Source organism: Paraburkholderia sp. (genome assembly GCF_036488505.1).
Lineage (GTDB): Bacteria > Pseudomonadota > Gammaproteobacteria > Burkholderiales > Burkholderiaceae > Paraburkholderia.
The window spans coordinates 1-22393 of the sequence record NZ_DASXHN010000493.1 but is presented as its reverse complement, the minus strand read 5'-3'; the positions used below and the strand labels follow the sequence as shown (position 1 = coordinate 22393).

The window sequence follows — 22393 nt, the reverse complement described above, 5'->3', positions numbered from 1 at the left end:
GGAGGACAACGCGCGCGTGGCACCCGGCGCGGGATGAGCGCGTGGACCTGGCGACGCGGCGCCGCAGCCGGAGGCCAGCGTCAAGGCGCCGGCGGCGGCGATGCCGGCGACGAGCCGGCTATCGCCATCTCGACCGCCTTGAACAGGATCGCGCTGTTGAACGGCTTGCGCAGATACGCCGCCGCGCCGGATGCGAGCGCGGCCTGGCGCACGGCAAGATCGTCGTAGGCCGTGATCATGATGATGGGCACGCCCGTCTTCGCGAGTTGGCGCTGGACTTCAAGGCCGTTGATTCCGGGCATCTGCACATCGAGGATGACGCATGCGGGCCGGTACGACGGAATGGCCGCCAGCGTATTAAGAAACTCGTCACCGCTCGGGAAAGTCTCCGCCCTGATCCCTTCGGAATGCAACAAACGCTTGATGGCCCGGCAAACCGACTCGTCATCATCGACGACGGCAACGATCTGGTTGGGGTTGACCATATAACAGCGCGACCACGTAATGGTTCGGGCGATTAGACTATCGACGCTTTAGCCTAACGGTTGTCACCCGAATGAGATATAGGACTTTGGTCCACCTGTCATCGAGGTTTGCTGATGCGGATCGCGCGCTCGCGCCGGCCGGCCACGTGTCGAAATCGGCACGACATCGGCACGGCATCGGCACGGCATCGGCACGACGAGCGCGGCGAGCGTGACAGGGCCCGACCGCGTTGCGGCGACGGCGGATAAACGCCGGCCGCTATTCTTCGTCGGCCGGGCCTGCGCCGGCCTTCGCGACGAGCTGGACCAGATCGACGATCGATTTCGCTTTCATCTTCTCCATCACCCGCGCGCGATGAATTTTGATCGTCTTCTCGGCCGCGCCGAGATCACTGGCGACCTGCTTGTTCAGTCGGCCGGTGACGACCAGTTCCATCACTTGGCGCTCACGGCGAGTCAGATGGCTCATGCGCTCCTCGATCTCCGCGCGCTCGTGGCGCAGCCGGCTCTCGAAGCACGCACGCCTGAGTGCGCGCTCGACCGCGGCGAGCAGCTCCGCTTCGCACACCGGCTTCGGCAGAAAGTCGAGCGCGCCGCTTTTCATCGCTTCGACGCCGGAGTTCATGTCGCCGTGGCCGGTCAGAAACACGATCGGCAGCCGTTGATCGAGCTGGCGCTGCACCTCGAGCCCGGTCATGCCGGGCATCTGCAGATCGAGCACGAGGCACGCGGGCAGACTCGCGAGATCGGCCCGCTCCAGAAAGGCCTGCGGACTGTCGAAGCACTCCACCTGATAGTCCGACGCGCGCAGCAGCCTCGCCAGCGCGCCGCGCACGCTGTCGTCGTCGTCGACGACAAAAACCCGCGGTGCGGTCCCCGGGCTCATGACGATTGCGGCAGCGGGCTTTGCCGCAGGCTGGGCGTGCGCGGCAACGTGACGTGAAACGACGCGCCCTTGCCGTGGTTGTTTTCCGCCCATAACCGCCCCTGGTGAGCGGTGACGATGGTGCGGCTGATCGACAATCCCAGCCCGAGGCCCTGCGGCTTGGTGGTAAAAAACGGCCGGAAAATCTTCTCCGTATTGTCGACGGTCAGGCCCTGCCCCCGGTCCTTCACCGTGATGCGCAGATTGCCTTGAGCGTCTTCGTGCACGCTGGTCTCGACGACGCGGTCGGCCGGATCGCAATCCTTCAGCGCATCGAACGCGTTCAGCAACAGATTGAGGACCACCTGCTGAAGCTGCACCTTGTCGCCGCACACCAGCGCCAGGTTTTCGGCGATATCGAAGCTCGTGCGCACGCCGCGCGTCAACGCATCGCTATGCACGAGCAGCCCGATGTCGCGCACGACGCTGCCGACGTCGAGCAGTTGCAAGTCGATGTCGCCCTTGCGCACCAATGCGCGAATCTTCTGCAGCACGTCGTTCGCGCGGCAATTGTCGGCGACGATATCGTCGAGCGCTTCGCGAAGCTCGGCCATATTCGCCTTGTCGGAATCGAGGAATTTCTTCGCTGCCTGCGCGTTGAACAGGATCGCGGTGAGCGGCTGCTTCAACTCATGCGCGAGCGAGCCGGCGAGTTCGCCCAACGACGACGCGCGCGCCAGATGCACGAGGTCTCTCGAATTGCGGTCCGTCTCGGCAGCGGTGCTGCACGCCGAGATCGCGGTGATTCGCAGTACCTGATCGAAGACCCGGCATTGCGTCGTTTCTGTGTCGGCGGAAAAGCTCACGCCGTCGCGCCGCCGCGCGAGCAGACTCTGGGTAGCCGCGCCGCCTGGGCTTTTTCTCGCCGCGCCGCGCTCATCGCCCGGCGGATTGCCAGCGCCGCCGCCATGAATCGGAAACAGCACGCCGGCCGATGCGCCCACCAGTTCGTCGCTGGTATACCCGAACAGTTTTGCCGCACGCGCGTTGGCGAAAACGATCTGGTCGCGCTGATCGACGGTGATGATCGAGACCGGCAACAGTTCAAGTGTCTGCGCTAGCGGCGTTCTGACATCGAGCATGCGGCGAGCGCTGCGCGCGTGCGCCGGGTGCAGCCATGACGCGCATGCGTCGGCATAACGGCGCCACGCGGGTAGCGACATGGCCGGCTCGTCGTCAGTGGGCGCCCGTCTGTCCGCCAGGCCGGCGTCATCGCAAGGCAACCGCGAGGGAAAATGCCAGAAAGGCATTGAACCGGAAATGCCGTATTCGTGAATCGGGGGATGATTGATACGGCGAGTATCCGGGGCCGGAGAAAAATCCTTGAGTTGGCGTTCCTGCGCATATAACGCCGTTAATACGCCCGCCACGCCAATTGCCAGATTTCTGCCGTGCACGATCAGATTGAGCATCGGTATCTCCGCGTCGGTACCAACGGCTTTGCACAACCGCGACGTCCTTATCTCAGGATCGAAGTGGGTAAGGCTGAGGCATATTTTTTTGCGGCTCTTACAGATAGGCAGTATAGGCGATGGGAAATCAATTACCGTCTGCAGGACGTATTTTCTTCCGGAACTATTCGGCTTTCCGCGAAAAAATTTTATGCATTTTCCGCCAGCCGATGCCGTTTGTCCGTTTTGACGGGAGATATGCGATTCTTTCGGACGCTTTGATTTTTTGGTTGTAAACGGATACAACGCTTTTTAAACCCGAAGGATCAATTCTCGCGTGGCAATCGTAAATTCATTCGGCATTAATCGACGTCGATTATCGCCCCCACCGGCCGCGAACGGTTGTAGAACGCCGAGTACAGCCGCCTCGTTACCGGCGTGACGCGGCGCAACGGGCACCGCATGAAAAAGGCGCAATGCGCGCACATGCCAACGCGTCGCGCGGAAAACCTGTGCTTCGCACCCATCCGATACGCGCGGCCGCGCGCACGACGTGGCTCTGATGCGATGACGGTTCGCACGAACATGCACAGTGCCGGTTGTCCCGATCCGTTGCCCTCGTACCGCGCATCCCCCATCAAGGACGCACACCCAACGCGCTACAGATCGAGCTTCGTCACCTTGGTGCCGGCGAGCGACAGGTCCGCCATCAAACCCGCATTGGTCATGACGATCGCGACGACCTGCGAGTTGAGGGTTGTGGTATCGAGCGCGCCGTTCGCGCCGACTTTCGCGACGGAAACCGACGCATCGCCGCCCACCGACCAGCCCTTCGCACTGCGGAACTCCTCGAGCGCATCGTGCGTCATGAACAGGAAGATGACCGCGGTCGACTGCACGCCCGCCTGAAATCCGAATGACGCGGCGGCGGTACTGTAGTAACCGGTTGTCATGCCATTGATACGCAACGCCCCTTCACCATAGTTGGCGCCGACAATGAACGCGGCTTTCTTGACCGACGGAAAGACCAGCACCCCTTGAGCCTTCGACACCAGTTCTTTCGAGCCCTGCACCGTGCTGAACAGTTTGGACAGCGTGCCGTCGACCGCCGCATCGATCTGCTGCCGCTTCGACGCGTCGGTGGCCGCGCTTTCGCCGCTTCCCGTAGTCGTCGTGCAGCCCGCCAGCGCGAGACTCGCGGCAAGGGTCGACAATGTCAGCGTTTGTACAAAGTCCCTTCTTTTCACGATCGACCTCCGTTCTGTTTATCACGCGACTCGCCGGTGGCTGTCTCCAGCCGCACACCGCATAACGCTAGCCGCACATCGGGACGCCGCAACCTTCGGCGTTCAGGTGCATGCTCAGCTGCGCGTCACGCGCGTGTGCCGGACGGCAAGGCTTCCGGTTACATGATGTCACGGCGAGCCAGCCGGGCAATCGGACCTTGGTCTTACAACCGCGGGCGCGCGACACATCGGCACGCATGCGTACGCACGGGTGCGGAGCCGATATTGGACCAAGGTCGTATGGCCTTGCCGCACGCCGCGTCGTAACTTATGGAACGGGCGCCCGGCAACGGCGCACGTGATGACGCATGTGATCAAGCACGTGATCAGGCAATCGGGCGCACGATCGCGCGCGAGGAGACAGGACCATGGCCAAGACGACGTTGGACAGCGACGTGCCCGTGAAAGACCGGTCCTTGTCGCCGAAGGCGTACCGCAACGCGCTGTTCGATCTGCATGTCGAACTGGTCAAGCTACAGGAATGGGTCGTGCAAACGGGCAGCAAGATCTGCATCGTCTTCGAAGGACGCGACGGCGCGGGCAAAGGCGGCACGATCAAGGCGATGACCGAGCGCGTGAGTCCGCGCGTGTTCCGCGTCGTAGCGTTGCCCGCACCCAGCGAGCGCGAAAAGAGCCAGATGTATCTGCAACGCTATATGCCGCACCTGCCGGCCGCCGGCGAAGTGGTGATCTTCGATCGCAGCTGGTACAACCGCGCGGGCGTCGAGCGCGTGATGGGCTTTTGCTCGGACGCGGAAGTGAAAGCCTTTTTCGAGGCGGTGCCGCTAGTCGAACGGGCGATCGTCGACTCCGGCATCATCCTGCTCAAATACTGGCTCGAAGTCAGCGCCGACGAACAGACACGCCGGCTCAACGAGCGCATCCATGACGGGCGCAAAACGTGGAAACTGACCGACATGGACCTGAAGTCGTACAGCCGCTGGTACGACTACTCGCGTGCCCGCGACGCGATGTTCGAGGCGTCCGACACCGAGTTTGCTGCGTGGCACGTCGCCAATTCGGACGACAAGCGGCGCGCGCGGCTCAATATCCTCAGCGACATGCTGAGCAGAATTCCGTATCAGGCGATGCCGCGCAGGAAAGTGACGCTGCCGAAGCGGCAGAAGCCGGATGGCTATCTGGCGCCGGACTATCCGTTCAAACACATAGCCGAACGGTTCTGATGCGGCGAGTGCTGCGGCCAGTGCACCGGTCAACGCGGTCGACGTGACGGCCGGGCCAAACCGGCGTGCGGGCACGCGGTGCCCGATCGGTGCCCGCCGCGATCGACCGTTGTCAGCCATTGCCCGCCGCAATGGCGACCGCCGCCTGAAGGTCTTGCGCGTGCACCATCAGCTCGCGCACCTGGCGCAGCGTCGCGTACTGGTTCAGCACGGGGCGCCACCTTGGCGATGCCAGCAACTGATGCCAGACAGGCTCGAGGTCGATCGCGGCGGGCTCGCGTCCGTCGACGAGCGCACCGGCGAATTGCAGACTGGCCAGCGCCGACAACAGCTGCATCCGGCTCGCCGCACTGAGCACACGCGGCGCCGCTTCGGCACCCGCATCGCTGCAATAGAGCACGGTTCTCGCGAGACTGGCGTCATCGGTGCGCAGCGCGCGCAGCGAAGCGCCGTTCAGATACACCGTTCCCTGTTGCGTGCGAAACGGATAAACGGTGTCGTGGCCGGCATGCGCGAGCAGTTCGAGGCCGCGCAATAGCCGCGGAAAATCGGTGGTGGCGGAATCGGCGGAAGCCTTCGCTTCGACCAGCAGGCAGACGTCCCACGCCGCGCTCTGATCCGGCGTTTTTGCCTGCCGGAGCAGCACCACGTCCCATTCGGTCTTCGCGCGTTCGTGGCTCGCGGGAATCGACGCGGGCACGCGCATCGAGTTCACGACCCGGTATGAAGCGAACGCGCGCTCGGCGTCGTTCAGGTGCCGTGCCAGTGTGTCGAGCGCGCGGCTCGCCAATGCTTCGACGGCGGCGCCCCGCTGCTTCGCGCTCAAGCCGCGCGCCAAGGCGAGCGAACTGCCCGGGCGCGGGCCCTGACGATCCCACAGCGACTGGTAATGACGCACGCGCTCATCGCAGGCCAGTGCATCGAGGCGTCGCAAGCGTTGCAATGCGGGGTTCTCCAGCAACTGCGCGAGCCCGCGCTGCAGCGGCAATGGGTCCGCGATCTCCGGCGTGTCGATGAACTGCCGCACGGCATCGTCAAGCGCGGACCACGCTTCGGACGACGCACATGCATGCAGCCGCGCCAACGCGTCACGTTGCGGCTCCGATCGCGCGCGCTGCTGTTTGGCCGGATGTGCGATCGCATTGACGGTCGCATGAATCAGGCGGCGATCCCGCTCGGCATGCGCGGCCAGCGATGCATACTCGCGTATCACGGCGGTGCGATGGCGCAGCAGCATCGCCTGAAAGACCGGGTCCGCGGATTCGTCGCGCAGCGCCTCGCGAATCATCCGCGCAAGCGCGTCGATAAACGCATCGCGGATTGCCGGGGCCGGTGCGTCACCGCGAGCCACGGCCGCGCGCGCCTGTTCGATCGCCAGCACGAGCGCCGTCGCGGGACTCGCTTGCAGCGTTGCCGCGGACGCGCTCACGTGCGCCGGCACGCGATAGCGGCGCGCCACCACCCTCAGTGTCTCGTCGAGCAACGAAGGCGATGGCGGCACGGATAGGGCGGGAGTCGGCATACGGCAAGCGTAGCGTGAATGGCGTCGCGAAACCAGCAACGGGCATGCCGCTTGCCTGCTTGCATTCGAACGATCGACATCGCAACCGGCGACGCAAACAGAAAGCGCGTGAGCGGAGACCGAAAATGCGCTCAGCCGAGCGATCGAGGCATTACAAACAGCAATCAGGATTCGTAGGTTTTCAACATGAACATTACAGCAAGCCAACATTAAGCCTGCACTGCGGATGCAGCACGAAAAGTGCTGCCAGGATTAACACCGATAAAAGCGGGTTCAATCATGCAAGCGCTTAACGCTCGGCGTACACTCGCCCCGAAGCGCCCCCCATAGGGCGCAGCAACGACAGAGCCGTCCGCCGTCAAACGCGGATTTCTGCAGACTCGGGAGAACAATCAATGAGCTGGACACGGGAACAGAGAAACGTCACGATCGCCGCCTATCTGGGCTGGACCCTCGACGCCTTCGATTTCTTTCTGATGGTGTTCGTATTGAAAGATATCGCGCAGGAGTTCAACACGGACATCCCGTCCGTGGCGGTCGCGATCATGCTCACGCTGATGATGCGTCCGCTCGGCGCATTGCTGTTCGGTTGGCTGGCCGACAAATACGGCCGCCGTCCGACGCTGATGGTCAACATCGCGTGTTTCTCGCTGCTCGAACTGCTGTCCGGTCTGTCGCCGAACCTGATGACGCTGCTGATCCTGCGTGCGCTGTTCGGGATCGCGATGGGCGGCGAATGGGGCGTGGGCGGCGCGCTGACGATGGAGACCGTGCCGCCGAAATCGCGCGGCATCGTCTCCGGTCTGCTGCAGGCAGGCTACCCGAGCGGCTACCTGCTCGCGTCGATCGTGTTCGGCCTGTTCTATCAATACATCGGCTGGCGCGGCATGTTCTTCGTCGGCGTGCTGCCCGCGCTGCTAGTGCTGTATATCCGCGCGCACGTGCCGGAATCGCCCGCATTCAAGACGCTCGAGAAGAAGGCGCGTCCGGGCCTCGTCGCGACGCTCAAGCGGAACGTCGGCCTGTCGATCTACGCGATCATCCTGATGACCGCGTTCAACTTCTTCTCGCACGGCTCGCAGGATCTGTATCCGACCTTCCTGCGCGTGCAGCACAAGTTCGACGCGCACACGGTGTCGTGGATCACGATCACGCTGAATATCGGCGCGATCATCGGCGGCCTGTTCTTCGGCTGGGCGTCGGAGAAGATCGGCCGCAAACGGGCGATTTTCATCGCCGCGTTGATCGCGCTGCCGGTGCTGCCGCTGTGGGCATTCTCGAGCACGCCGGTGCTGCTCGCGCTCGGCGCGTTCCTGATGCAGATTTCGGTGCAGGGTGCATGGGGTGTGATTCCAGTGCATCTGAACGAAATCTCGCCCGATGAAATCCGCGCGACCTTCCCGGGTCTCGTGTATCAGCTCGGCAATCTGATCGCGTCGGTCAACGGCCCGCTGCAAGCGAAAATCGCCGAGATCCACGGCAACAACTACGCGCTCGTGATGGCGGTCGTGATCGGCATCGTCGCAGTCGCGATCTGCGTGCTGATTCCGTTTAGCCGCGAGCGCCGCGGTATCGATATGACGCAGTCCGCGCGCGAAGTGGGCGCCGCGCATCCGGGCGGCGCGGTCGGCGGCCAGGTCTGAGCGCCGCGGAAGGTGCTTTGACCGCGCGCGTGAAGCCGTTGAAAAAAGGCTTCGAGCGTTCGAACTGAATGGGCCGCGCAATGAAAGGCCGTTCCGATCGATTCGGAACGGCCTTTTTATTTGCCGCGCGACATGACAGTTCGCGCGCCATGCAGAGACATGCTGGCCGGTCTGCGCAAACGCAACGAGGCGCTTGAGAAGGCGCGTGAGCTTGTGCTTTGATGACGGCGCGCGTGCGGCCCCCGAGCGCTTCGGAGTCGGGCGCCAGCGCACACAAAACTCACGGGGCAGCGCGGCAAAATCACCCGATACATGTAACTCAAGGCACACTGACACACGCTCGGGATTCTCAAAATGGAACGTCCCGCAGGTTGCTACGAGGACGCATCGTGCCGAACACCGTCGACGCACACCTGCCACGGCCGCGCAGTCCAGCGGGAGCAACCACCCACATGAACGACGCCTACCTGAAATGACCGCGAAAATTCCGCTCGCGATCCGCGAGGCCAGCCGCCGCATCAACGCGATGCGCCAGGGCGGCCAGCCGGTCGCTGTCGCGCAGACGATCGCCTGGCTCGCGCATCCGGGCTCGGCGGCCGTGACCGGCCAGACCGTGCGGGTGTGCGGTCAATGCCTGACCGGAGCGTAACGATGGGCATGAACGAACCGCGTGATCCGTTCGGCGGCCATCATGCCGCGCCTCGGCCGGGCGGCGACGGCGCGCGGCCGAAAACCGTCGTCGTCGACACGCTGCCCGCGCCGGCGAAGCTGTATGCGCGCGCGCTGTCCGGCGTCATCAAGCGCGGGCGCGACAGCGCGCTGCCCGCTTTGCGGCTCGTGCGCCCCACCGTCGTGCTCGAGCCCGGCCCGATATGGCGCTATGCGCGCGTGTGCGGCTTTATCCCCGAGCATGGGGTGCCGCTCACCTATCCGCACCTGCTCGCGTTTCCACTGCATCTGCTGATGCTGACCGACCCGGCGTTTCCATGGCCCGCGCTCGGGCTCGTGCATATCGCGAATCACGTACGCCTGCGCCGGCCGCTCGGGTACAAGGATCTGTTGCGCGTCGAAGTCGAATTCGGCGCGCTGCTGCGTCACCACAAGGGCCAGGCGTTCGTCGTGCATACGCGCATCTACCGGCGCGGCGAAGCGGTGTGGGACGGCGACAGCGTGTACCTGAAACGCGCGGTGCCCGCGATCGGCAACCCGCTGCAACCGCTCGCGCTCGTGCCTGGCGCCGACGCGCTGCAACGCATCGCGCGCTGGCAGCTCGCGCCGCAGCTGGGTCGCGATTACGCGAGCGTGTCCGGCGATTACAACCCGATTCACCTGAGCGCGTTGTCGGCGAAAGCGTTCGGCTTTCCGCGCGCGATCGCACATGGGATGTGGACGCTTGCGCGCGCTGCGTCGGCGCTGCAGCCGCCGAAGCCGCTCGCCGAAGCAAGCGTCGCCGCCGAATTCAAGCTGCCGATACCGCTGCCGGGCGAGGCGTCGTTGTGGAGCGCGTCGCCGTCGCTGATCGAGCGCGATCTGGAGGTGCGCGACAGCGCCGGTGAAAAGCCCCATTTGCGCGCGCGCATGCAATGGCGGCTGCAATGAGACCGGGCCACTCCACCCGCATCGCGCTGCTGGCTCATTGGGTTCGCGGCCCAGGTGCCATGCACGCTCGCGGCGTGGCAGGATGACGAATATTGCCGCGCGCGGCTCGGCTTGCCCGGGCCGCCCGGCGCAATCGACCGCGCGAAACTGACCGTCAACGGCGGGTCGCTCGCGGCCGGCCATCCGTGCGCGGCGACCGGCAGGCGCATCGTCGCGAGTCCGGCGAAAATGCTCGCACAACTGGATGAACCGCCCGGCACCGCGCGGGGGCTGATGTCGATCTGCGCGGCGGGCGGCCAGCGCGTGGTCGCGAGTCTGGAGCGCTAGCGCGGCAGGCGCGAATGTGTGCCGCCGTGCGCTCCCACGCGAGATCCACACAGAGAAAGCTATCGCTTGAAGGAGACCACTGATGAACCAGCCCAACCAGGCGCCGCCGCAGCCGGCCAGCGATACCAGCACGCATGCTCCCGGCCCGGCCACACGCGCCGCGCCGAACACCGACGGCATCTGGTATGCGTCGTACCCCGCCGGCGTGCCGCGTGAAATCGACGTCACGCAATACGAATCGATCGGCCAGTTCTTCGACGAATGCATCGCGCTGTTCCGCGAGCGCGTCGCCTATGTGAGCGTCGGCGCGAGCCTCACGTACGGCGAGCTGGGCCGCAAGGCAAACGCGTTTGCCGCGTATTTGCAAAGCATCGGCGTGGAGCCCGGCGAACGCGTCGCGATCATGCTGCCGAACACGTTCCAGTATCCGGTCGCGCTGTTCGGCGCGATCAAGGCGGGTGGCGTGGTGGTCAACGTGAATCCGCTCTACACGGCGCGCGAGCTCGCCCATCAGTTGAAGGACAGCGGCGCGCGCACGATCGTCGTATTCGAAAATTTCGCGAAGACGCTCGAAGACGCTCTGCCGGGCACCAAGGTACGCAATGTGATCGTGACCGGTCTCGGCGATCTGCTCGCCAACGGGCTGAATCCGAAGGGACGTCTACTCAATTTCGTGCTGCGTCACGTGAAAAAGATCGTGCCCGCCTACCAGCTGCCGCACGCGGTGCCGCTACTGAGGGCGCTGTCGATTGGCTACGCGCGCTCATTGAAGCCGGTGCGCGCGCGTCATGACGACATCGCGTTTCTGCAATACACGGGTGGCACCACCGGCGTCGCGAAAGGCGCGATGCTCACGCATCGCAATATCGTCGCCAATCTGCTGCAGGCGAAGGTGTGGGCCGCCGGCCAGCTTTCCGGCGAAGGCGAAACGGTGCTCACACCGCTGCCGCTTTATCACATCTACTCGCTGACGGTGAACGCGCTGATCTTCATGGGGCTCGGCGGGCGCAATATCCTGATCGCCAACCCGCGCGACGTGAAGCGCGTGATGATGATCATCCGTCACGAAAGATTCACCGCGATGACCGCGGTGAATACGCTGTACAACGCGTTTCTCGACAACGACGAGTTTCGCGCGCGCGACTTCTCGAGCCTGAAGCTGGCGATGGCCGGCGGGATGGCCACGCAACAAGCGGTCGCCGCTCGCTTCAAGGCGGTGACCGGCCAGCCGATCCTCGAAGGCTACGGTCTCACCGAGTGCTCGCCGATCGTCTCGATGAATCCGGTCGACGTGACCCATCCGCGCGACTTCGAGGGCTCGATCGGCGTGCCCGCGCCGTCCACCCAGGTGCGCTTCAGAAAGGATGACGGCAGCTGGGCGAACATCGGCGAGGCGGGTGAGCTTTGCGTGAAGGGCCCCCAGGTGATGAAAGGCTATTGGAATCGGCCCGACGAAACCGCGAAGGCGATCGACCCGGATGGCTGGTTTGCGACCGGCGATATCGGCATCATGGATTCGCGCGGTTTTATCCGGCTGATCGATCGCAAGAAGGACATGATTCTCGTGTCGGGCTTTAACGTCTATCCGAATGAAATCGAGGATGTGATCGCCGCGCATCCGGACGTGCGCGAAGTCGCGGCGATCGGCGTGCCCGATCCGGCGCAGGGCGAGCGCGTGAAGGTATTTATCGTGCGACGCAATCCGGCTCTCACCGCCGAACAGGTGATCGCGCACTGCCGCAAGAATCTGACCGGCTACAAGGTGCCGAAGCTCGTCGAGTTTCGCGACGAGCTGCCGCAAACCAATGTCGGCAAAATCCTGCGCCGCGCGTTGCGCGACGAGGAACTCGCGAAGCAGAAGTCGGCCTGACTGGAATACGGTTTGCGCCAGTGCGTTTGATCATCATTGGCCACGCCGCTTTTCTGGAGGAAGGCTTATGAAGCATCGCATATCGGGTGACTCGCAGCGCCGGTGGATTTGGATGCGTGAGGCGGGCGCCGCGCTGCTCGCGAGCGCGGCGCTCCTGTGCGCACCCGCCGCGTTCGCGCAGAACGACGACAAACCGCCGCCGCTCGACTCCGCGAGCGCAGTCAAGCCGCCCCCCGCGCCACCGGTCACGGCAGCCGCGCAAGTCGGCAAGCTCACGCTGGACCAGCAGGTCAAATGGCTGCGCGCCGCGCAGCAAAGCGGCGCATTGGAACAGCTCGACGACGCGCAACTGGTCCAGCTATTCCAGTCGCTCGATCCGCTTACGTTGCCGCGCTACATCAAGGAAGGCCCGAACGACTACCCGTCGTACGAGCTCACGATGTCGCGCTCGGAGCGCATTCACGGCCAGTGGCCCGACAAGCCCGATCACATGCTGGTGAGGATCGCGCACGATCCGCTGCGGATCTACGCGAAGTGGCTGCCCGACGGCGCGCACGCGGGTCAGGAAATCATCTACGACGAGTCCAAGCGCAGCGACGAGCTCTATGGTCACCTCGGCGGCATCATGAACGTGATGCCGCTGTGGACCTCGCTGACGGGCGCGCTCGCGCGCTCGCAGTCGAATCACGACGTGCGCGATCTCGGCACCCAGTACATCGCCGATCAGTACCTGAGCGAAGGCAAGAAGTACGCCGAGAGCGGCCTGCCGCGTTCGACCCGGATCGGCGTGAAAACCATCGACGGCGTGCGCGTCGTCGCGTTCACGTTCGAAACGCCGACCGGACAGCCGCAGTTCTACGCGAAAAAGGAAACGCTGGGGCTGGATTTGCGGCATCCGTTCTTCCGCAGCGTCGAGTCTTATGACAACGACGGCAAGCTGTTCGAGCGCATCGTATTCGAAAACATCACGCCGAAGAGCTTCGACGATGCGACCTTCGATCCGGACAACAAGTCGTATAAGTTCTAGTGGGGCTGACGGGGCTGACGGGAGGCGGTCGTGGGGTGCTGCGGTGGGCGTCGCGTCGCGTCATGCGCGAGGCGGCACGCGCGGCATCAGCGCGAAGGCCACGTACGCCGGCTGCGCGCGCGAGCCCGCGCGCTGTTCGTGGCTGTGCTCGTCGAAGCGTCCGGTGGGGATCGCGAGATGGCGCAGGATGAAGTAATCGGCCGGGCGCGTGAAGCCGATCAGTGACGGCGCGGCGCGCGCTACTACGCGATCGTCGAGCAGCGGCGCGAGTGTCGAGAACCAGAGCGCACCGATGTCATCGCCGGCTTCGAAGGTTGGTAATCGCCATTGCGCCGCATAGCGCGCGAATGACGCGCCGCAACTCAGCGTCGAGTCGACGATCGCGAACGCGCGTGCTTCGCCGGCTCCTGCGGCGGCCCGCGCGAGCCACGGCCATGCGTTGCCCGCGGCCGTCGATAGCCACGCGCCTGTGAGCATGAAAGTGCGCCGGTCCATGGTGTTGGGTACTGTCGGTCGGTTTTGAGTCCGGGTTGCGAGTCTGGGTCGTGAATTTGCCGTCATACGTTGGCTCGCGCATTAATCCGGCTCGCGTCGAAGCCGGCACACGCACGCGCTCACCTCACGTGTACCCTCGCCGGTCGCGCCACGCGGCCGGCCAGATCCCCTGCTTGCCCGGCGCGAGAATGCCGTTCGGATCGAGCGCGTCCTTGATCGTTTCCGATAGCCGCAGCAACGCGCCATCGTTGAAGCTGTATTGCGCGGCGGCGAAGTCCATATACGCGAGATGCGCGCGATATTCGCCATACCCGGCCGCGCGCGCGTCGCTCATCAGCGAGCGCAGCAACTGGCCGGCCTGTTCGACCTGAATCGGGTCGTCGCGATCGAAAATGGCCGCGAAGATGTGATGCAGATGACGCTCGCCTGCCGTGAAGCCGCCGTAGTAATCGAAGCCGTATTCCGCCGCGCGCGCCTTCACCATCGTGTATTGCCGCAGCGCGTCGCGTCCGGTAGCCGGACAGATCGGCGCGAAATCGACGTGCGCGCCGGCGCCGCAGCGCCAGTCGAGCATCCGAAACGCGGTCATCGCGGGAATGCCGGCCATATTGCGATCGCCGCCGCCGGTGGGCTGCGCGTCGCCCGCGTAACGCGCCGCCATCAGCCGCGACTGCGGCACCCGCCCGAACGCGCGCTCCATCAGTGCATAGCGCGCGTCGATGACGTCCGGCGTGCCATATAGCGCGAAATGCAGGTTCCAACGCCCGACCCCGAGCTTGTCGAGCATCGCGGCCACCGCGCTCTCGGGCATCGCGCCGTCGCCGTCGTACCACTGCCGGCGCGCCGACAGGCCGGCCGCGCGGCGCAAGCCCCCCTCGATCACCGCGTGATTGCGGATCGTGCCGTCGAGCCGCAGCGGCCGCAGGATCTCGACAATCGCTTCGAGGTCGGCCTCGTGCCGGAACTGGATTTCGCCGAGCAGATAGGCGGGCGGCGCCGGCATCAGCCATACGCCGAGCTTGGTGACCACGCCGTAGTTCGACTGCATGAACAGCGCATCGAACGACGGGCCGTAGCCCGGCTGATACAGCTGCCACGCGGTGCCGATCTCGACGCCGCCCATGCCGGTGCGCAGCACGTCGCCATTGGCGAGCACCACTTCCATCCCGCATTGCGCGCCCGCGTGGTCGCCGTAGTCGGTATAGCCGAAGCCGCGCTCGAGCGTGTTGCCGACCACGCTGCCCCAGCCGGCCGCGGGCGGATCGATCCATAGCTTGTAACCCTTGTCGCGCAGATGCGCGTACAGATCGAAATAGCTGACGCCCGGCTCGACCAGCGCATACGCGAGCGTTTCGTTGACTTCGAGGATGCGGTTCATCCGCTGCAGATCGAGCACGACCGAGCCGGCAAGGCGCGGCGCCGCGCCGCCATACGCGAAATTGCGTCCGGTCGACACGGTCCACAGCGGGATACGGTATTGATTGGCGATGCGCAACAGCGCGCGGATCTCGTCGACCGACGCGGGCAGCAACGCCGCGCTCGCGGCAAACGCGCCGCGTTCGCCGGGCGCGAACGGATCGAGGTAGGCGGCGAGGCCAGCGCCGGATGTGACGACGTGCGAAGCGCCGAGCACCGCGCGCCACTCGGCCAGCGCGCGCTCGAACTGCGCGGCGGAAAGCTTCGGCGGCAGGGTTGGGGACAATGGGTCTCCTTGACGGAGGCGGGCGCACCCGGTTCACGCAACGCGGCGGCTCGCCGCGCTATTGCATCAGCGTCGCCGGCGCGGCCTGCAGGCCGGTAGCGGGCATCAATGGGACTGCGGTGCGCGCGCCGCGCTACCCGCCGCTGCCGCCGCTGCCGCCGGTCTCGTCATGCCACTTCTCCGGTTTGCCGCCCAGTTCGCTGCATACGTCGATCGCCATCGTGCGCAGCTTGTCCTCGGCAATCGCGCCGGACAGCGCATAGCCCATCCCGTTGTTGATCCAGTAAAAGGTGCGGCGACTGCCGTCGCGGAACAGCCGGAACGCGGTTTCGTCGCGCGACATGCCGGTCACGTAGAGCGTGAGACGCGCACCGGCCCGGTTTTCGTACATGAACTGCGCGGCCGGCCCCGCTTCGCCGGGCAACAGCCGCCCGCCCACCAGCGAGTAACCATACTCCTGCAACGACGGCACCGACAGCGGCCGGTTCAGCCGCTTCGACAGCCACGCGACCAGATGCGCCTCCTCGCTCGCGGCGACTTCCACCGGATGACGCTGCTCCGGCGAGTAGACGGCGTACGCGATATCGGCGCGCTGCGCGAAGCCGGCCGGCTGGCTGCCTGTGCGGCGCCATGCGCCATCCCACGCGCCGCCCGTCAGACGCGGCGCGAGCGGGCCGAGCGCCAGCGCGAGCCCCGCGCCGGCAGCGAGCCAGCAGGCGGCGAGCCCGGCGCGCTGCCACCACGGCCGCGCGCGGCGCACGATGATGAACGCCGGTTCGTCCGCTGGCGCGTGTGGCGCGCTCCGCTCGCGCTCGCCGGTATCGGCGGCGCTCCGGCCGCCGTGCGCATCGTGACCTGCCTGCGCTTCGCGTGCTTCATGGGCTTCACGTGCTGCGCCGGCGTTGTGCCCGTCGCGACGCGGCGCGCCGCACAGCGCGCGCAGCGCCGCCGCCTGCGCGCGCCAAGCTGCCACCCGCGCGGCAGCCTGCGGATGCGCGTCGAGTTGCGCTTCGACCTCGGCGCGCTGCGCGTGCGGCAATTCACCGTCGACATACGCCGACAGCGCTCGCAGATCGAGCCCTTCGGGCAAGCCGGAGTCGTAGTCGTCGTTGTTCATCATCGGTTTCTCACCACTTTCAGCGGGGCGACCTTCGAGGCCGCCCCCGCGGTCCCCGCGTTCTCTCCCCGCAGCGGCTCCTGCGGCCCCTCGCCCAGCAGCACGCGCATATGCTCGCGGGCCCGCGAGAGCCGCGACATCACCGTGCCGATCGGCACGCCCAGCGCGCTCGACGCCTCCTGATACGAGAGTTCCTCGACGCACACGAGCAGCAGCACTTCGCGCTGTTCGAGCGGCAGGCAATACAGCGCGCGCTGCACATCGCGCAGCACCAGACCGTCGACGTCGCCGCGTGGCGCCTCGAGGTTGCGCCACGGTGCGCTTTCGTCGTCGACGGCGATCTCGCGGCGCCCGCGCAGCTGGTCGATATACAGATGCCGCAGGATGGTCAGCAGCCACGCACGCAGATTGCTGTTCGGCCGGAACGCCGACCAGCGCGCAAGCGCACGCTCCGCCGTATCCTGCACGAGGTCGTCGGCCCAGGCGTGATCGCCCGTCAGCGCGCGCGCATAGCGACGCAGCTGCGGGAGCCACGCAATCACTTCCGCTTCGAATGTCACCCGGTGTTCAAAGCCTGGTTGCGCGCTTAGTAGCCGCCACCGCTGCTGTTACCGCTCGTGCCTGACGCGCTGTTGTCAGCCGTCGTACAGGCGCTGGTCGCGAGTGTGCCGAAGCCAAGCGCAAGCAGCACGAAAACCGCCGACAAGAAACGGGATGCTTTCATCGTGAGCCTCCTGGGGGATGCCCGGCTAACCGGGCGGCACGCCGCGACGTGCGGCGTAACCATACTGGGCATAACGCACGCAACGGACTGTTTATTCCACTGCTGCTTCAAGAGTTTTCTCGAACGTTTTTAACTGTTTGTTTAACGCTTCCGCCAGCGCCGCGGGCAGGCCTCGAGAGGCAGGACAAAAACGCCATTGGCGAGCAGATTCGTAACTCGAGGTTACAGCGCGCCGTTATCGGATGCTTATGTGCTCACAAGCCGCTATAGTGAACAAAGCTCGCGCCGTCGACGCGTTCCGCCCCCGCACAGAACAGAAAGGGTAGAATCGCGGCGAATCACCGTCTATCTAATCCGAACTGTCCATGGCTTCAGCAGAATCGCATCCGCAAAACGACTTTATGAACGCCGCGCGCAAGGAACGAAAGCGCGTCGAGATCTATCTGGTCAACGGCATCCGCCTGACCGGATGCATCGAGTCGTTCGATCAGTACCTCGTGATGCTGCGCACGCCGGTCGGCCTGCAAGGCATCTACAAGCGCGCGATCTCCACGATCCAACTCGACACCGGCACCCGTCCGGCGCCGCGTGCCGGGCGAACGTCGCATGGCGAGCACGGCTCACGCGGGCCGCACGGTTCGCGCGAGCATCGTGAACCGCGCGAGCCGCGCGAATCGTACGGCGCACCGGCTTCGGACCGGCCGGCGTCGGAGCGCGGCAGCGGCACGTCGGACGGCCCGGTCGTCGTCACGCGCCGCCGGCGTCTGTTCGGCACCGGTGGCGACGGTGGCAATCACGGCGGCAATCACGGTGGCAACCACGGCGGTGCCGGCAACTCTGGCGGCAACAGCGAATAAATTGCGAATAACGGCGTGAATCACGCCGCGAACGACGCGGCGGATCAGCCCACTCATCAAACAGCGAACAGGCAGTGCCGGCGGCGCCAAGGCTAGTCAGCGGACTGGCCGAGCCGCTGGAGGATTTTCTCCACCTGCCTCACCTGCTGCTCCGTCAGTTCAAATCTTCCATTGACCGCCAGCACGCGACGGCGCCAATAACCGGCGTCGAACATGTGCACCGCCGGTTGCTTCGTTGCCCAATCCAGATGTTCCAGTTCGGCTTGCACGGCGCGCGATGCGAGCAGCCGCCGCGCATGCGCAGGTTTTTTCCCGTTCATGTGATTCGCTGTCGTGTGCTTCGGTGAGTGGTCGTTCGGATCCTGCCGGCGGCGGGTCCGTGTGATGATCCGTTTGCGGCTGTACCCGGCTGCGCGCGGCCGGAGGATTGATTGGCGGGCTGGCGGTACGGCTCGCTCTGTGCGGTTCTCTGAGCGGACACACGGAGAACGAATCGATGCAGGCTGCTTTTCAAACCGGTGCCAGCCGAGGCAGCCAGGCCATGCGGCCGATGCGCGCCGGCCGCCGGATGCACTATGCTGAATGACAGACTCATCCTCTACCGATGGAGCGTGTCATGACCCGCAAAAGCGATCGTCCGTCCCAGGCCACGCGTACTCGGCCGGGCCCGCTCGACACCCTCGATGCCCGGCTCGACGAAGCGCTGATGGAAAGCTTCCCTGCCAGCGATCCGATCGCCGTCGACATCGCGGACCCGCATCGCGCGCGCATACGCAAAGCCACGGCGGAGAACCGCAAGCGGCAGTGACGCTGGTCGCGTCGCGTCTCGCGACACAGTCGGTCACGCGCGATCCGTTAGCCGTTCGCGGCGATCCGTGACGACGACGCCGTGAAGCGTCGGCGGCGGCGTCAAAAATCGTGAGATTGAGATATCGCGAACGTGGCGGCGATGCAGTGGCACGCCGCCTTCGCGGGTACTGAGGAAAGGAAGGAATGGTCGGGCGGCGCGAGAAGCGGGCACGTGACGAAATCACGGCAGACGCGCGGCGAGCGCGCAGGTCGACGTGAAGATACCGAATGGGTAGCCGAACCGCGGACGACCGCGCGCGAAGCAGCAAACCCGTCGAGCCCCTTCGCCGCACGCTCACCGGATAACCGCCGCGGGGCGTACCGCCGACGAACCGGGCGGCACCTTCAAGCACTCACCCGGTCGATCCGCCGCTGCTTACAGCAGCGCGTTCAATGTAGCGGCAGGCCGCTCTCGAGTTGACGCTGAAGCGAGCGCACCTGACGCTGCGACGCGCGCAACTGATCCTGCGCGGCCACCTTCTGCTGCGCCAGCGCCGCCGCCTCGGCATGCTTTTGCTGCTGGTCGCTGTCGACGATGCTCTGCTGCTGACGCGCGACATCGAGATCGGCCTGCAGGCGGCTCGCGCGATCCTGCGACAGCGCGATCATGCGCTGTGTGAACGCCTTCTGCGCTTCGAGTTGCGTACGGCGGATTTCAACATCCGACAGTTGCAGCGTCTGCCGCACGAAATCCTTGTAGATCAGATCGGCGCGCGTCGCGTCCTGCGTCTTGATTACGCGCCAGAAATTCTTCTGCTGGAATAGCGCGACGTAGTAGGTCATCTCCTTGCCGTAGAACAGCAGGCTCGCGCCGTAGCTGCCGTTGTACGTGGTGCGCAACTCGCTCAGATCCGAACCGTGGATCATTTGCTGCAGTTCGACGACGTTGCCCGCAGCCGATTGCCGGGTTTCATCCGGCGTCAGCGCGGTGGTCTCCGTCTGGCTCGCCGGGGCGGCCTGCGATGTGTCCGGCAACGCGGCCGTCGTACCTGGCTGGGACACGACCGCGGTGCTCCCGCCACTGTTCTGCAGTGCCTGTGCATTCGTGCCTTGAACGGCCCCCAGTACGATGCATGCGGCTAGAGCGATATCTCGTAGCTTTGACTTTTGGTCCATGTGATTCCTGCTTGTACAGTTTTTGTTTTATGACAAACGGGGCATTATTGCGCACTTTCGCGAGTTTCGGGTTCTTCGTAAAGAATTTGCAAACCCCGCGGCCGACCACGCATTGACGCGGGATCCGTCGTTCGAGCTGGCGGGCGTGCATCGGCGCGCGGGCACGCGGTCGCCGTGGCTGCTGTCAGCGATAGCATCTCGCTTTTGGATTTCAGATGGCGCTGCTATGGCCGTGGTCTGTCAGTCGAAGGCGCGCTCCGCGATGCCCTGGCCGAAAGTCCATCAGGCTGCCCGCCTGTCGATGCCACGCTCGGCAGCCAGTCGCATTGACGGCTCCAAAAATGGCGCGTGCCGATTAGAAGCACCCTTATCAAACTGCGTGCGTAGTTTCGCGTATCCTGCGCTGACGATGCAAACGGCGCCCGCGCCGGCATCGTCCCGCATCGAAGGACAGCGGCGCAAGACCGTCCGCGATGCTCAGAACGCCGGGCGACCACGATCGCGCGGTCTCTCATCAAGGAGGAAGACAATGGCGCAATTCGCCCACCGTGCCCGCCCCGCCTATCGTGCCCGCGCAAGCGCGCTGCGCACCGTCCGCCACGCCGCGCTCGCCTGCGCGCTGCTTGCCAGCGCCGTCATCGCAGTAGCGCAGGCCGATACGCCGGTCGGCACATGGCAAACGATCGACGATCAGACCGGCGAGCCCAAGGCGCTCGTGCAGATCACGCAGGGCGGTGACGGTGAATTGAGCGGCAAGGTGATCAAGGGGCTTGGCGCGAATAACCAGCCCGATCGCCGCTGCACCCAATGCACGGACGCGCGCAAGGATCAACCGGTTCTCGGTATGACGATCATCGACAGCATGAAAAGGGATGGCGACGCGTGGGACCACGGGCGGATTCTCGACCCGGAAAACGGCAAGGTCTACAAATGCAAGATGCATCTCGAAGACGGCGGCAATAAGCTGGTGGTGCGCGGCTATATTGGCGTGGCGCTGCTGGGCCGGTCGCAGACGTGGGTTCGACAGCAATGACGTGCGAGGCGTGGCAGGTGACGAGCCGCGCGGTTGGTCATGCCGCATCGCAGTTGCGCATAATTTCGCGACGGTAGCGCGTTGTGCCGCGCAGGAGCGGACGAAGAAACCCGCAACATAGCGGATAACACGCGTAAAAAGACGGCCGGCGATCAGGATCGCCGGCCGTCTTTGTTTGAAGCGAGCTGTTCGGGATGGTTACGCTGCCTGCTTGAGCGACTCTGCGAAGGCAAACGGCGATGAAGCCTCCGACGTAGCGGTTGTCGCCTTGCGCGCGCGCGATGGAACCCGGACCACGACGCGGCCGCGTTTTGCCGCTGCGCGCTTTCGTTGCGCACTCACATGCGTGCGCATGCGCGACTCCATCAAGCCGCAGAGTTCTTCGCTCGAAGCACCGAGCAACTGCCGGGTGACATGCTTGAGTACGCCGGCTTCGTACCACGACTTGAAGCGGCGATGACAGGTTTGATACGACGGGTACTTGCGCGGCAACGCGGACCAGGTGGCGCCGCTATACATGACCCACAGCACGCCATTAAGTACCGCGCGGGTATTGGCAAGCGGCCGGCCACGCAATTCCGCGCGCGGACGCAGTTCGGGCAGTAGCGGCGCCACGCGCCGCCATTGTTCATCGGTGATATCGCTGTATGGCTTCATGCTCCCTCCTTTGTCGGAACCACGACAAAAGATAGCCATCCAGCCCCGCGCGGAATATCAGACCACTCTGAATCTTGAAAAGGCGTCGCCTGATTGATCAGGTGAGCGATCCATCACGTGCGGTTGCCCGCGTCGCTTGGGTAGCTCGACGCGGCGCTCACGCGAGCCGGCTCACGTCAGCGACGTATCGACGATCCGGCGTGGCGCGTCGAGATACTCTTTCGATTGCATCTCGACGATGCGCGACACGGTGCGCGTGAATTCGTTGGCCATCGGACCGTCGACGTACAGTTGCTCCGGCGGCACCGCGGCCGACATCAGCAACTTCACCTTATGGTCATAGAACACGTCGATCAGCCACGTGAAGCGGCGCGCCTCCGACGCCATGCGCACCGACATCTGCGGCACGTCCGACAGAATCACCGCGTGAAAGCGGCTCGCCAGTTCGAGGTAATCGTTCTGCGAGCGCGGGCCGCCGCACAGCGTCGCGAAGTCGAACCAGACGACCCCGTCCGCGCGACGCAGCGCTTTCAGTTCGCGCTTCTCGATATGCAGCAGCGGACTCTCGTCGGGCACCGCGGCGA

22 protein-coding genes and 2 pseudogenes are annotated in these 22393 nt (G+C 64.9%); 10 read left to right on the top strand and 14 right to left on the bottom strand.

Features of this window, described 5'->3' with window-relative positions:
- Positions 1 to 80: 80 nt before the first annotated feature.
- The 4 genes from VGH68_RS28225 to VGH68_RS28210 all read right to left on the bottom strand — a co-directional run bounded on the left by VGH68_RS28225 (position 81) and on the right by VGH68_RS28210 (position 4048).
- Positions 81 to 485: a response regulator transcription factor gene (locus tag VGH68_RS28225; protein ID WP_331607023.1), complete on the bottom strand. Its 405-nt coding sequence runs from the start codon at positions 483 to 485 to the stop codon at positions 81 to 83.
- Between the two features lie 259 nt (positions 486 to 744).
- Entirely contained in the window at positions 745 to 1371 is a 627-nt protein-coding gene (locus VGH68_RS28220; protein ID WP_331607022.1) for a response regulator transcription factor, read from the bottom strand.
- Positions 1368 to 2822 (bottom strand): sensor histidine kinase, encoded by a 1455-nt coding sequence (locus VGH68_RS28215; RefSeq protein ID WP_414697004.1) that lies wholly within the window; start codon positions 2820 to 2822, stop codon positions 1368 to 1370. The genes VGH68_RS28220 and VGH68_RS28215 overlap by 4 nt, the downstream gene beginning before the upstream one ends.
- Positions 2823 to 3460: 638 nt before the next feature.
- Positions 3461 to 4048, bottom strand: coding sequence for a BPSL1445 family SYLF domain-containing lipoprotein (locus VGH68_RS28210; protein WP_331607020.1), 588 nt, complete (start codon positions 4046 to 4048; stop codon positions 3461 to 3463).
- Positions 4049 to 4455: 407 nt separating this feature from the next.
- On the opposite strand from VGH68_RS28210, the gene ppk2 reads away from it, so the two are divergent.
- Positions 4456 to 5271, top strand: coding sequence for a polyphosphate kinase 2 (gene ppk2 / locus VGH68_RS28205; RefSeq protein ID WP_331607019.1), 816 nt, complete (start codon positions 4456 to 4458; stop codon positions 5269 to 5271).
- Between the two features lie 112 nt (positions 5272 to 5383).
- Here the strand turns inward: ppk2 and VGH68_RS28200 are convergent, their stop codons facing one another.
- Complete coding sequence (locus tag VGH68_RS28200; protein ID WP_331607018.1) at positions 5384 to 6793, bottom strand: 3-deoxy-D-arabino-heptulosonate 7-phosphate synthase; 1410 nt, start codon at positions 6791 to 6793, stop codon at positions 5384 to 5386.
- 395 nt (positions 6794 to 7188) lie between these two features.
- Between VGH68_RS28200 and VGH68_RS28195 the strand changes: the two genes are divergently transcribed.
- The 6 genes and pseudogenes from VGH68_RS28195 to VGH68_RS28170 all read left to right on the top strand — a co-directional run bounded on the left by VGH68_RS28195 (position 7189) and on the right by VGH68_RS28170 (position 13259).
- Positions 7189 to 8436, top strand: a complete 1248-nt coding sequence (locus VGH68_RS28195; protein ID WP_331607017.1) for an MFS transporter — start codon at positions 7189 to 7191, stop codon at positions 8434 to 8436.
- A 469-nt stretch (positions 8437 to 8905) separates the two neighbouring features.
- Positions 8906 to 9085: pseudogene (locus VGH68_RS28190) on the top strand (Rossmann fold domain-containing protein); the annotation flags it as partial.
- Between the two features lie 8 nt (positions 9086 to 9093).
- Complete coding sequence (locus tag VGH68_RS28185; RefSeq protein ID WP_331607016.1) at positions 9094 to 10035, top strand: MaoC family dehydratase; 942 nt, start codon at positions 9094 to 9096, stop codon at positions 10033 to 10035.
- A gap of 42 nt (positions 10036 to 10077) precedes the next feature.
- A pseudogene (locus VGH68_RS28180) lies at positions 10078 to 10362 on the top strand (acetyl-CoA C-acyltransferase); the annotation flags it as partial.
- An 82-nt stretch (positions 10363 to 10444) separates the two neighbouring features.
- Positions 10445 to 12232, top strand: a complete 1788-nt coding sequence (locus tag VGH68_RS28175) for an AMP-binding protein (protein WP_331607015.1) — start codon at positions 10445 to 10447, stop codon at positions 12230 to 12232.
- A gap of 112 nt (positions 12233 to 12344) precedes the next feature.
- A complete protein-coding gene (locus tag VGH68_RS28170) occupies positions 12345 to 13259 on the top strand; it encodes a DUF1571 domain-containing protein (protein WP_331607014.1) in 915 nt (304 codons plus the stop codon).
- Between the two features lie 60 nt (positions 13260 to 13319).
- On the opposite strand, the gene VGH68_RS28165 is transcribed toward VGH68_RS28170, so the two are convergent.
- From VGH68_RS28165 to VGH68_RS28145, 5 genes are all read right to left on the bottom strand, one after another.
- The gene (locus tag VGH68_RS28165) at positions 13320 to 13754 is read right to left on the bottom strand and encodes a hypothetical protein (protein ID WP_414697003.1); all 435 of its coding nucleotides are present in this window, start codon (positions 13752 to 13754) and stop codon (positions 13320 to 13322) included.
- 124 nt (positions 13755 to 13878) lie between these two features.
- Entirely contained in the window at positions 13879 to 15456 is a 1578-nt protein-coding gene (locus VGH68_RS28160; protein ID WP_331607012.1) for an FAD-binding oxidoreductase, read from the bottom strand.
- Between the two features lie 133 nt (positions 15457 to 15589).
- Complete coding sequence (locus VGH68_RS28155) at positions 15590 to 16573, bottom strand: anti-sigma factor (RefSeq protein WP_331607025.1); 984 nt, start codon at positions 16571 to 16573, stop codon at positions 15590 to 15592.
- The gene (locus VGH68_RS28150; RefSeq protein WP_331607011.1) at positions 16573 to 17133 is read right to left on the bottom strand and encodes a sigma-70 family RNA polymerase sigma factor; all 561 of its coding nucleotides are present in this window, start codon (positions 17131 to 17133) and stop codon (positions 16573 to 16575) included. Before VGH68_RS28150 ends, VGH68_RS28155 begins: the two co-directional genes overlap by 1 nt.
- Positions 17134 to 17159: 26 nt before the next feature.
- Entirely contained in the window at positions 17160 to 17297 is a 138-nt protein-coding gene (locus tag VGH68_RS28145) for a hypothetical protein (protein WP_331607010.1), read from the bottom strand.
- A gap of 365 nt (positions 17298 to 17662) precedes the next feature.
- Between VGH68_RS28145 and hfq the strand changes: the two genes are divergently transcribed.
- Positions 17663 to 18154, top strand: coding sequence for an RNA chaperone Hfq (gene hfq / locus VGH68_RS28140; protein ID WP_331607009.1), 492 nt, complete (start codon positions 17663 to 17665; stop codon positions 18152 to 18154).
- Positions 18155 to 18246: 92 nt separating this feature from the next.
- Here hfq and VGH68_RS28135 read toward each other — a convergent pair whose 3' ends face one another.
- Positions 18247 to 18474, bottom strand: a complete 228-nt coding sequence (locus VGH68_RS28135) for a hypothetical protein (protein WP_331607008.1) — start codon at positions 18472 to 18474, stop codon at positions 18247 to 18249.
- A gap of 296 nt (positions 18475 to 18770) precedes the next feature.
- Between VGH68_RS28135 and VGH68_RS28130 the strand changes: the two genes are divergently transcribed.
- Positions 18771 to 18962, top strand: a complete 192-nt coding sequence (locus VGH68_RS28130; RefSeq protein WP_331607007.1) for a hypothetical protein — start codon at positions 18771 to 18773, stop codon at positions 18960 to 18962.
- Between the two features lie 431 nt (positions 18963 to 19393).
- Here the strand turns inward: VGH68_RS28130 and VGH68_RS28125 are convergent, their stop codons facing one another.
- Positions 19394 to 20119 carry a DUF2968 domain-containing protein gene (locus tag VGH68_RS28125; RefSeq protein WP_331607006.1) on the bottom strand — a complete coding sequence of 242 codons (726 nt, stop codon included), beginning with the start codon at positions 20117 to 20119 and terminating at the stop codon, positions 19394 to 19396.
- Positions 20120 to 20648: 529 nt separating this feature from the next.
- Between VGH68_RS28125 and VGH68_RS28120 the strand changes: the two genes are divergently transcribed.
- The gene (locus tag VGH68_RS28120) at positions 20649 to 21152 is read left to right on the top strand and encodes a DUF2147 domain-containing protein (protein ID WP_331607024.1); all 504 of its coding nucleotides are present in this window, start codon (positions 20649 to 20651) and stop codon (positions 21150 to 21152) included.
- Positions 21153 to 21350: 198 nt separating this feature from the next.
- On the opposite strand, the gene VGH68_RS28115 is transcribed toward VGH68_RS28120, so the two are convergent.
- A complete protein-coding gene (locus VGH68_RS28115; protein ID WP_331607005.1) occupies positions 21351 to 21809 on the bottom strand; it encodes a transposase in 459 nt (152 codons plus the stop codon).
- Positions 21810 to 21980: 171 nt separating this feature from the next.
- A partial coding sequence (gene zapE, locus VGH68_RS28110; RefSeq protein WP_331607004.1) for a cell division protein ZapE occupies positions 21981 to 22393 on the bottom strand: 413 nt, incomplete at its 5' end.